This is a genomic window from Muricoprocola aceti, from assembly GCF_025567005.1.
Classification (GTDB): domain Bacteria; phylum Bacillota; class Clostridia; order Lachnospirales; family Lachnospiraceae; genus Marvinbryantia; species Marvinbryantia aceti.
Map to the genome: position 1 here is coordinate 67502 of NZ_JAOQKE010000015.1, position 11238 is coordinate 78739.

The 11238-nt window shown below is 40.9% G+C and carries 9 protein-coding genes; 7 read left to right on the top strand and 2 right to left on the bottom strand.

Going from position 1 to position 11238, the window contains the following annotated elements; all coding sequences use genetic code 11:
• Positions 1 to 58 precede the first annotated feature (58 nt).
• Together OCV47_RS11330 and OCV47_RS11335 are read left to right on the top strand one after the other, a co-directional pair.
• Positions 59 to 346 carry a hypothetical protein gene (locus tag OCV47_RS11330; protein WP_262655170.1) on the top strand — a complete coding sequence of 96 codons (288 nt, stop codon included), beginning with the start codon at positions 59 to 61 and terminating at the stop codon, positions 344 to 346.
• Entirely contained in the window at positions 339 to 950 is a 612-nt protein-coding gene (locus OCV47_RS11335; protein ID WP_262655172.1) for a GGDEF domain-containing protein, read from the top strand. The genes OCV47_RS11330 and OCV47_RS11335 overlap by 8 nt, the downstream gene beginning before the upstream one ends.
• A 40-nt stretch (positions 951 to 990) precedes the next feature.
• On the opposite strand, the gene OCV47_RS11340 is transcribed toward OCV47_RS11335, so the two are convergent.
• Both OCV47_RS11340 and OCV47_RS11345 read right to left on the bottom strand, forming a co-directional pair.
• On the bottom strand, positions 991 to 3249 hold the full coding sequence (locus OCV47_RS11340; protein WP_262655173.1) for a glycogen/starch/alpha-glucan phosphorylase: 2259 nt from the start codon (positions 3247 to 3249) through the stop codon (positions 991 to 993).
• Positions 3250 to 3348: 99 nt separating this feature from the next.
• On the bottom strand, positions 3349 to 4266 hold the full coding sequence (locus OCV47_RS11345; protein ID WP_262655174.1) for an AraC family transcriptional regulator: 918 nt from the start codon (positions 4264 to 4266) through the stop codon (positions 3349 to 3351).
• A gap of 300 nt (positions 4267 to 4566) precedes the next feature.
• Here OCV47_RS11345 and OCV47_RS11350 point away from each other — a divergent pair, with 300 nt between their 5' ends.
• From OCV47_RS11350 to OCV47_RS11370, 5 genes are all read left to right on the top strand, one after another.
• Positions 4567 to 6255, top strand: a complete 1689-nt coding sequence (locus tag OCV47_RS11350; protein ID WP_262655176.1) for a sensor domain-containing diguanylate cyclase — start codon at positions 4567 to 4569, stop codon at positions 6253 to 6255.
• Entirely contained in the window at positions 6242 to 6559 is a 318-nt protein-coding gene (locus OCV47_RS11355; RefSeq protein WP_262655177.1) for a hypothetical protein, read from the top strand. The genes OCV47_RS11350 and OCV47_RS11355 overlap by 14 nt, the downstream gene beginning before the upstream one ends.
• A 92-nt stretch (positions 6560 to 6651) precedes the next feature.
• Positions 6652 to 8148: an EAL domain-containing protein gene (locus OCV47_RS11360; RefSeq protein ID WP_262655179.1), complete on the top strand. Its 1497-nt coding sequence runs from the start codon at positions 6652 to 6654 to the stop codon at positions 8146 to 8148.
• 284 nt (positions 8149 to 8432) lie between these two features.
• A complete protein-coding gene (locus OCV47_RS11365; protein WP_262655180.1) occupies positions 8433 to 9944 on the top strand; it encodes a sensor domain-containing diguanylate cyclase in 1512 nt (503 codons plus the stop codon).
• A gap of 270 nt (positions 9945 to 10214) precedes the next feature.
• Entirely contained in the window at positions 10215 to 11132 is a 918-nt protein-coding gene (locus OCV47_RS11370; protein ID WP_256298297.1) for a calcium/sodium antiporter, read from the top strand.
• Positions 11133 to 11238: the final 106 nt, after the last annotated feature.

An 11238-nucleotide genomic window follows, 5' to 3' on the forward strand; every position in this document is an offset into this window, starting at 1 on the left:
CTCAGCATCTGGAGCTGATCACCGGTCTATACGGGAGAAAAAACTGGACCAGACCGCTATGAAGGCTAAAGAATCATTTTTTTCTGATCCTTATCGTTCCAGCAAGACAGGTAACATGGTTCTTACTATCTTTGTACCTGTCAGTCATTCAAATAAGATACAGACACTTTTTATGTCCATACGCATCGAAGATTTGAGACAATTAGGCGTGTACGATTTACTTCGTGATAAGATCAGTGTCTATCTGTTAAAAGCAGATTCCGAAAACTTTATTACCTGCATCAGCACAGGCTACGATATGGCAGGCAACTGGAATAACCTTCTGCTTCAACAGAAATGTGTCTAATATCACTCAGAACTTTTCCGTCTGGGGCGGCATCTATGGAAGTATACTGGTTGGCTTTACCATTCTGTATATGCTAACCATCGTATTTCTGGAGAAAAAAGAGAAAAAACGTTACATAGGATTATCGACAACCGATCCACTGACCGGTCTTATGAACCGCAGAGCCTTCCAGCGGACTCTGGAAGATGAGCTGCGTAATCAGAAACCTGGCATCTTTATCTTTATTGATGTAGATAATTTTAAAAACTACAATGACCGGTACGGCCACAATGTGGGGGATCTCTGTCTGACTCACTTTGCCCAGACCATGAAAAAGATCTTTCCGGATGGCTCCATACTGGGCCGGTACGGAGGCGATGAATTTGTTGTATATCTGAAGAATACCTCTTCTGAATCTGCACAGCAATATATGCAGTATTTTCAGGGACAGGTTGCTCATATGCACCTTCCTTCCGGTGAAGCCATCGAACTGTCAGCCAGTGCAGGAGGTGCTGCATTCCCGAAGCAGGGAGAGGACTTTATCTCCTTATGCAGAAGCGCAGATATGGCATTATATGATGTAAAACGAAATGGTAAGGCTGCTTTTAAAATGAAAGGACACTAAGATTTATGGGGTATCGAACAAAACGATACCCCATGTTATTTTAGTTTAAATGCCAGATGTCTTTATTATACTGTTCAATGGTTCTGTCTGAAGAGAAGAAGCCTGCCTGTGCGATATTCACAAGCATCTTCTTTGCCCACGCAGTGCGGTCTTCGTAATCTTCAAACGCCTGATCCTTCACTTTGATATAATCCTTCAGATCCAGCAGTGTCATAAACCAGTCTTTATTCAAAAGCTCATTGTAGACATTTCTCAGATGTTCTTCCCTGCCATACTTCAGCATCGGCTCGCTGACAATAAAGTCCACATATTTTTTAATATCTGCATCGCTCTCATAGATTGCACGGGAATGATAATCCATCTTTTCATAGTGCCGGATTACTTCATCACTGGACTCACCAAAGATATAAATATTCTCTTTTCCAACCAGATCGCTGATCTCCACATTTGCGCCATCCATAGTACCAAGCGTAACTGCACCATTGAGCATAAACTTCATATTTCCGGTACCACTGGCTTCCTTGGATGCAAGAGAAATCTGCTCGGAAATATTGCAGGCCGGAATCAGTTTCTCAGCTGCACTGACGTTATAATTTTCCACCATCACCAGCTTCATATACGGTGATACCTCCGGATCATTCTGAATCAAAGTCTCCAGCGTCAACAGCAGGTGGATAATATCCTTAGCAATATAATAAGCAGGAGCTGCCTTTGCGCCAAAGATAAAGGTAATCGTTCTTTCCGGCTTTCTGCCTTCCTTGATTTCCAGATATTTATAAATAACATACAACGCATTTAACTGCTGCCGTTTATATTCATGCAGTCTCTTGATCTGGATATCAAACACGCTGTTCTCATCAATCTCAATACCGGTATTTTCAAAGATAAACTCTTTGCAGTTTTTTTTCGCATCTGCCTTTATTGCAAGTAACTGGCTCAGTACCTCCTGATCCTCCTCAAAATCAAACAGCTGCTTCAGCTGTGCCGCATCTTTCTTCCAGCCATCTCCGATCAGAGAAGTAATGTATTTTGCAAGCGGACGATTACAATACATCAGCCATCTGCGGAACGTAATTCCGTTGGTCTTATTATTGAATTTTTCCGGATAAATCTCATAAAACTGATGCAGCTCAGAGTTTTTCAGAATCTCTGTATGAAGTGCTGCAACACCATTGATCGAAAATCCATAATGAATATCCATATGTGCCATATGAACCAGCTGGTTGCTGTCGATAATCGTAAGATTTTCCTGCGGATACTTTGCTTTCACCTTTTCATCCAGTCTGCGGATAATCGGAACCAGCTGCGGCACAATATCCTCCAGATACTGAATCGGCCATTTTTCCAGTGCTTCTGCCAGGATTGTATGATTGGTATACGCACACACATGAGAAACGATCTCTGCCGCTTCCTCAAATGCAATTCCCCGTTCACCAAGCAGACGGATAAACTCTGGAATAATCATACTTGGATGCGTATCATTGATCTGAACCACTGCGTAATCAGCCAGATCATGGAAGTTGCTTCCTCTGGCCGCTGCTTCATCCAGAATCCGCTGTGCTGCATTACTTACCATAAAGTACTGCTGATAAATGCGAAGCTTCCGGCCATCCTCATCACTGTCATCCGGATACAGGAACAGGGTCAGATTGTGCAGAATATCTTTTTTATTAAACGCAATTCCGTCATGAACCATGGATTCATCTGCCAGGTCAATATCAAACAAGTTCAGACGAATTGCTTTATTTTCATACCCTGCAACATCGATGGTATACATGGTGGATTTCAGTGAAAATCCTCTGAACGGAACCATATAAGTAACATCTGTAGCGGTCAGCCAGGAATCCGGCGTAATCCATGGGTTTGGCATCTCATGCTGAAGATTGTCCTCAAATACCTGTCTGAACAGACCAAGATGATAGTTCAGACCGATTCCCTCACCTGGAAGTCCCAGCGTCGCGATAGAGTCCAGAAAGCAGGCTGCCAGACGTCCCAGGCCACCATTTCCAAGTGATGGTTCTGGCTCTACAGATTCAATCTCTGCAAGTGATTTGCCATTTTCTCTCAAAAATTCCGTAACATCATCGTAAATGCCAAGATTGATCAAATTATTGGAAAGGAGCTTTCCAATCAGAAACTCTGCAGAAATATAATAGATTTTTTTCTTTCCATCTTGATATCCTTTTGCAGCAAGCATCTTTTTGGTATATGCAAGAAGTGCCTCGTATACTTCCTGATCTGTACATGCACTGCAGTCTTTGTGGAACATATCCTGAATTAAAGTCTTTAAAGCTTCCATAATTTTCTCCTTTCAAAAGCATACTCCATGTCTTTTGTTTCTCTGATATTGCTATATTAGCATATGTATTTGAAAGGAAAATACAACAAAACTGTTCTATTATGACATTTTTTTGCGAAATTTATGAGGGGAAATCTGATTCGCTTCCTGAAATTTTTTTATAAAATAACTGGTATTATTAAATCCTGCCTCGGTAGCAATATCCGTAACAGAATTATCTGTATGCAGCAGCAGCGATTTGGCTTTCTCCAGACGATAATCATTCAGGTACGCCGCTGCCGTTTTCCCTATATACTGCTTAAACAGTTTCATGAAATAAAATTCACTGTAATTTGAGATCCCGGACAGTTCTTTTACAGACAGCGGCTCCCTGTAATGAATACTGATGTACTCCAGTACTTTCTTAACAGATAACAGATTCCTGTTCTGTTCTGTATCCGTCGTAATAATATAATTTCCCGTAAACATCTCATAAAAAAACTCATAAAAAAGCGCTTTCAGGTGAATATAATAATACGGTTTTTTCTCATTATGACACTGATGGATCTCACAAAACAGATGATACAGCTGCTCATAGTGTTCCGCTGTGTCTGTAATCAAATGTGTAAACTCTGCCTTGTTTTCCATCAGAAGTGAGATCACCATTTCCTGACAGATGTCCCCTGCTGATCCGGAAAGAAAATTCAGATCAAAAACCACACTTCTGTAATATAAAATATTTCTACTATCCGACTTGATTCCATGGATCACTCCGCTGTTTACAATCAGAAGATCTCCCTTTTTCAGCCGAATGGTCTCTCGATTCAGTCTGGCAAGGCCTTTTCCCTGGTCGATACAGATGATCTCCATTTCTCTGTGCCAGTGATTATAAAGCGAACGGAAAATCTCACAGTTATCCGTATAAGTCTCTACAGGCAGTTCAAAAGATCCATGTGTTTCCAGTTCCTTCATTGTCTCATCTACATTGGCTCTGCCGATTTGGCTTGTTAAAACAATTGTACTATTTTTCTGTTTCATCACAGGACTCCATTATCTCGTTATGCGTATCTCTGAATTTTAGCATATACATGTTCCCTCACGGGACAGTGTTGCTACACATTTACGTAGTTACAGTATAACATGAAACACGCTTAGCGATACATCGAAATCATGTATGCACATGATAAAATTCTTGATTTTACTATATGTACAGTGTTAAAATCTTCTTATACACAGATGGACTTTATAGAAATATACGACACAAAGTCAGTGCCCATGTTTATCATGTATTGTCTGAAAAGACAATGCATTTTCTTTTTTGAAAGCAGGAGAAACATAATGAAAGACAGAATAAGTATGAAATGGAAACAAATGGAAATCCTCTGCATAATAATTGTGTCATTCTTTCTGATCCTTTTAGTTCGAATGATGTATCAGCCAAATGCAGACTCTGAGGCGAATTCGTTTGTTTCCCTCAGCGGTGACTGGTATCAGATAAAAAACGGAGAACGAACTGACCTTGAACTTCCTTGTTCTGTCAGCACGAATTCTGATGGTGAAGCCATTCTTTATAATGATACGCTGACAGATGCGGATATTGGAAAATTTGTATCCATCAGAGGTGTACAGAATCATCTGGAAATCCGCCTGGGCGATCAGATTCTTTATCAATACAAAGATGACCATTTTCAGAAAAACAGTCAAATGAAAGGGAAACTCTGGGCAGATGCCTGTTTATCAGATAAAACCGGGCAGGAACCGCTATGTCTTATTTTCCGGGGCAGGCAAAACAGCCGGCTGTATGTACAGGTGCCTCTCATTGGATCCTATTCTGATATCATCAGACATCATTTTCAGGAATCTGCTTTTTTGATCCTGATGATTTTGGGTATGATTGGTCTTGGCATTGTATCTGTAATTATTTACTTCTATGCCAGACATAGAAAGATTACAGAGAAACGTTTTTTTGATGTTGCGGTCTTTTTAATTCTATGCAGCCTGTGGTGCATACTGGATTCTGGGATTTATCAGATGTATGGAAAACAGAGTGCTGCCGGAACACTGGTTTCCTTTTATGCATTCATGCTAATGTCGGTTCCGATACTGCATTTTATACAGGATACGGTCAGTAAAAGTAAAAGATGGATTCCTCAGATATGGATTTTGCTGCTTTATGGAAATGCGGTCTTGCAGACAGTCCTCTACATCACGCTGCAGGTACCTTTTGTCCATATGCTGTTTGTGACTCATCTCATCCTTTTTATCGGTGTTATAGCAATGATCCTTCTTCTGTGGCAGGAATATCGAAGAAGTCAGACACCGGTATTAGGACTTTGTCTGAAAGCATTTGAAGTATTGGGACTTAGTGGTATCATCGCACTTGCGCTGTACTGGATATTTTCCATATACTGGTATGATGCCGTATTCCAGTTTGGTATTGTTCTCTATATTGCATTTCTATTCTGGGGATTACTCTGCAAAGTGTCCGATGATGTTCAGTTCCGGCTGGAACAGGCGGTATATGAAAGGATGTCATTAGAAGATCGGATGACCGGACTGAAAAACAGGAAAGCATTCGAACAGTCGGTTAATAAAATTCAGAAAGAGGCTGCATTACTTGAAAATGTACTGCTTTTGTTTATAGAAATTGATGGCCTGAAAAAAATTAATGATACGTATGGACTGCAGCGCGGAGACGAAGCAGTCATCCGGACAGCGAGAAGTATCCGTCCTGTAGAAAATGGCTCTTATGAACAGCAGGTGCAGTGTTTTCGAATTGAAGGTGATGAATTTGCTGTCATTGTGTCCAATCCGCAAAAGACACCTGCAGAATGGGAACGCTTTATAAAAGATGAGCTGAAAAAAGAAACAACTGATGGAAATCGTGTCTGCCTGAAGTTTGGGTACAGTTATCTGCGAAAAACAGATGGCACTCTGGTTTCCATCAGTGACTGGAAAATGCAGGCAGACCAGATGCTGCTTTTCAATAAAGAAAAAGAGTCGGAGGATAAATATGAGTTATTATAATATCGATTTTCTGATCGCAGCAATGATTATTTTATTGCTGATTCTGTATCATTTTCTGAGACAGAGAAGAGCCAAAGATCTGAATAATCAGGTATTCCTTCTCTTTGCTGTTCTGGGTACAATGGACGTAGCTGCCGAACTTCTCAGTAATTACTGTATTACTTCTTACAACAGTGAACTGGGAATGACAGCGTGGTTTTCGACAACCATTTTTTATCTGTTTCAGGCCCTGCTGCCCTATACGTTGATCTTTTATGTCCATACGCTACATGATCATAACGTTATTTCGATAAAAAAATGCTGATATCCGGAATTCCGACCATCGCATTACTTTGTATCGTACTTACAAATCCATTCACAAAAAAACTATTTTACTTTGATGTATCAGGCGGCTATATGGCAGGGCCCTGGTACATGCTGATGTATTACAGTGCCTTATGCCATATCGTGGCTGCACTGTTCCTTATTCTTAACTGGTGGAAAGAACTTGGTATACAAAGAGTGAAAATACTTCTGGAGATTCTTCTGCTGTCCGGAAGTGGTGTGATAATCCAGTTTGTGTATCATCCGCTCCTGACAACGGGATTCGGCCTGAGTCTTGGCATCCTGGCATTATTTATTACCATTAATAATCCTCATGCAAATATGGACAGTATGACCGGATTATATAATCATCTCTATCTGACCAGAAAAAGCAACGAGCTGATTAAAGCTGGAAAATCTTTTCATATTATTACAGTGTACCTTTATCAGTTAAAACATATTAATAAGATTGCCGGGATTCAGGATGGTAACTTTATTTTACAGACAACCGCAAAAAAACTTGAAGATCTGTGTGGCAGGAATGCTTTTCGAATAACCGGGAAACGCTTTCTGGTACTGACAGATTCTCTGGAAGAATATGAATATTATTTTACACAATTAAAGAATTTGTTTGACGTGAACATGAAACTGGACACAAATAATAAAAAAATTATGATACCTGTGATCCTCAGCGGGATTGTCAATGCAGAAAAGATTGGAGAAAGCGGACTGATTCTGGAATATGCAGAATACCTTGAATCTCTGGCTCCTCAAAGCGGACTGACAGAAGTGATACAGGATGACCGGCAGACGATGAATGGTTTTCTGTATAATAAACAGGTGGAACAATATCTGCATACGGCGATTTCTGAAGATCTCTTTGAAGTTTATTATCAGCCTGTATATTCTGCCCGTGAAGAACGATATATCACACTGGAGGCTCTGAGCCGTCTGCATCATCCAGAACTTGGCTGGATTGCACCAGATGTATTCATTCAGCTTGCAGAAAAGAACCACATCATTGAACAGATTACAGATTTGCAGTTTCAACGTGTCTGCAGATTTCTGAATGAAAACAGAGTTCTGATGAACCAGCTGCTGAATGTTAAAGTAAATTTGTCTTCTCTTGATCTGATGAGAAATGACTGCAGCAGTCATTTTATCCATATAATGGATGAATATGGAATTCCACATGAATGGATACAGTTTGAGATTACAGAGACAGTCGCAACAGAATATAATACAAGCCTGCGGATGGTGGCGGATGAATTTACCCGTGCCGGTATCCGGCTGTGTCTGGATGATTTCGGCTCCGGATATGCCAATTTAAATACCGTTATGAGACTTCCATTTTCCACAATTAAGCTTGACAGATCGCTTCTTTTTGACATCTGCAGTGACGGGAAACGAGCCTTGTTTTATCAGAGTATTGTGGATACTTTTCTTAAAATGAATTATCATATTATATCTGAAGGTGTGGAAACCAAAGAAGAAATGGAAATAATAAGCAGCTGGGGCGTTGATATGATTCAGGGGTATTATTTCTCCACCCCGCTGCCACCAAAAGACATCTTAAAGTTATTGCAATAGTCAGAATGGCTTCATAATAATGAGGTAAACAAGGTGAAGAAAAAAACACTTGTGCCTCTTATCGTTTTTTACTGGGCATATGCTTTACTTGCTTCAATACATACAAAACAGACACCCATGAAAAAGAGCAGAGACACATAACAGCACAATTAAATGCAACAACCTACGGTGAACGTATAAAGAATGAGATTACAAATGGAATCGAGATTACGGATACTCTGAAGCAGGTTTTAATCAGTGAAAACGGAGAGATCCATCTGTTTCATACGATTGCAGAAAATATTATGTCAGACTGTATCGATAGCGTGCAGCTTGCTCCGGATGGTGTTGTGACAGATATTTATCCTGCGGAGGGAAATGAGGTCGGTAAGATTGATCTGATCCATGATAAAGACCGTGGTGAGATCTCCTGTTATGCAAGAGATCATCATACTTTCATTTCACAGGGTCCTTTCGAATTGAAACAGGGCGGTTACGGAATTGCTGTCCGCAATCCGGTTTACCTGAATGATGAGAACGGCCAGGAATATTTCTGGGGATTTACCATTGTTATTTTGCGTGTTCCCGATATTTTTTCAGATACAGTCCGTGCACTTTCAACTTTTGGATATGAATATCGAATTTCCAAAACAGATACCCCCTGGAGTGATACTTATAAAGTCGTCGATCAGTCAGATGGTTCATTAACGCATCCTGTTTCTTATGATTTTACAATAGGTGCAGAAAACTGGAGATTTGAAGTAATGCCGAAAAGCGGGTGGGAAAACCACACTCTTATAGCTGTGATCAGCGGAATGTTCATTGCTATCAGCTTACTTCTTTCGCTTCTTACCCGGGTATGGTTAGTATCAAAAGAACAGAAAAACAAATTTCAGGTACTGGCACACACAGATTCTCTTACTGGTATTAACAACCGCTACGGATTTGACGAAGCAGCAGAACAGATCATGGCTAAAAATCCAAAAGCACATTTTGTGGCCGCACTCCTCGATATCGATGACTTTAAGTTTATTAATGATATCTATGGACATGTCTACGGAGACAGGGCATTAAAGAGTCTGGCCGACAGTATGAAAGCTTTTTTCCCACCAGAAGCATTGCTGGGAAGAAACGGAGGCGACGAATTCTGTATTCTTCTGCAAAATGATACCCGGAAAGACGCAAAAGAACAGCTGCTGCAATTCACCATGCTTCCAAAAACGTTCTCATGCATGGGAAAAGTACATTCCTTTTCTATTTCTCTTGGATATGCAGAATATCCAACTATTGCATCCAGCCGTTCACAGCTCATGCGCTGTGCAGATGCAGCTCTTTACGAAATAAAGCTACACGGTAAAAATGGATGTATGGCTTACCGGACAGGTTTCGAATCCGGAGTACGAAAACAGCTTGGATTCGCATTTAAAGATATCTCCGAACACCTTCCCGGAGCATTTATCATATACAGCGCAGACAAAGAAAATGATGAGCTTTTTTATGCAAACCACGAGTTCCTTCATATGGCCGGATATAAAGATATGGATGAATTCTTCAGACTTACAAAGAAACGTTTTCGCAGCCTGATTCGGGAAGATGAGCAAACACAGATAGAATCCAGCATCTGGGAACAGATTGACAGCGGCAATGAAAATGACTATATTCACTTTCATCTGCGAAAAGCTGATGGCTCTTACCTTTCTGTGCTGGACCATGGAAGAATCGTAGAGAGTCAGCAATATGGCAGAGTGTTTTATGTATTGTTTATGGACTGGGAAGATATGCATATTCATTATGGTGATAAATTTTCTGAATCATGAAAGTAAAAATGGGTGTAACATTTTTTTACAGTCAGGGTTGACATTTTCTTTTATTCTGCATAGAATATACTCAACAACAGAAAACCTGTTCTGTTATCAGGAATAAAGGGGAGTAGTTAACCATCAGATGTTCTCTGATGGAATAGCGATCGTCATCACGCCATCTGGCCGGTTGTTATTGAAATAACGAGACTTTTATCCATCATTTTTTGATGTGATAAGAGCCTCTTTTTTTATTCCAGGCTCTTTTATCACAGGAAAGGATCCTATATGGAATATGTATTATTACTCGTCGGTTTTGTTCTTTTAATCAAGGGGGCAGACTTCTTCGTGGAAGGAAGTTCTTCTCTTGCCCGCATTCTCCGAATCCCAAGTGTCATCATCGGCCTGACCATCGTCGCCATGGGAACCAGTGCACCGGAAGCCTCTGTCAGTATCAATGCAGCCCTGGCAGGGAGCAACGATATCGCTATCAGTAATGTGGTGGGATCCAATATTTTCAATGGTCTTGTGGTGGTCGGTGTCTGTGCCGTCCTTGCCGCATTCCAGACAAATAAAGATATTCTGAAACGGGATATGCCATTAAATATCTGCGTCAGTGCCATTCTCTGCCTGATGTTCCTGGATGGAAAACTTAGTCGTACAGAAGGTATTCTGCTTCTTGCCGGTATGGTTCTTTATCTCTGCTTCATGATCCGCTCCGCTTTAAAAAACAGAGAACCTGGAGCTGATATTCAGACACTTTCTCTCCCAGTCAGCCTGCTCTACATTGTCGGTGGTCTGGCAGCTGTTATCTTTGGCGGCGATCTTGTCGTAGACAAAGCCTGCATCATTGCCAGGAGCTGGGGCGTCAGTCAGAATTTTATCGGTCTGACGATCATCGCTGTCGGCACCTCTCTGCCCGAACTGGTAACTTCCATTGTAGCTACCCGCAAAGGAGACAGCAGTCTGGCACTGGGAAATGCCATTGGTTCCAACCTGTTCAATATCCTGTTCATTCTGGGTATGTCATCCGTCATCTCTCCGCTGCATGTCCTGGACGAATCCGTGATTGACTGCCTGTTACTGACCGTAAGTGCGGTTATTCTGTATCTTTTCGCCAGAAGTAAAAAAAAGATGACGCGCCTGGAAGGTGCCATTTGTATTCTTCTCTATATTAGTTACACTGCCTATTTACTGATAAGATAAAATGAGAAGTGGCCAACGGCCACCTCAGACTGTAGACAAACTTGGTGTTGGGGATTATGCCCAGCACCATTTTTCTTTTAAAACTTCTTTTCTTTTTATTTTTTTC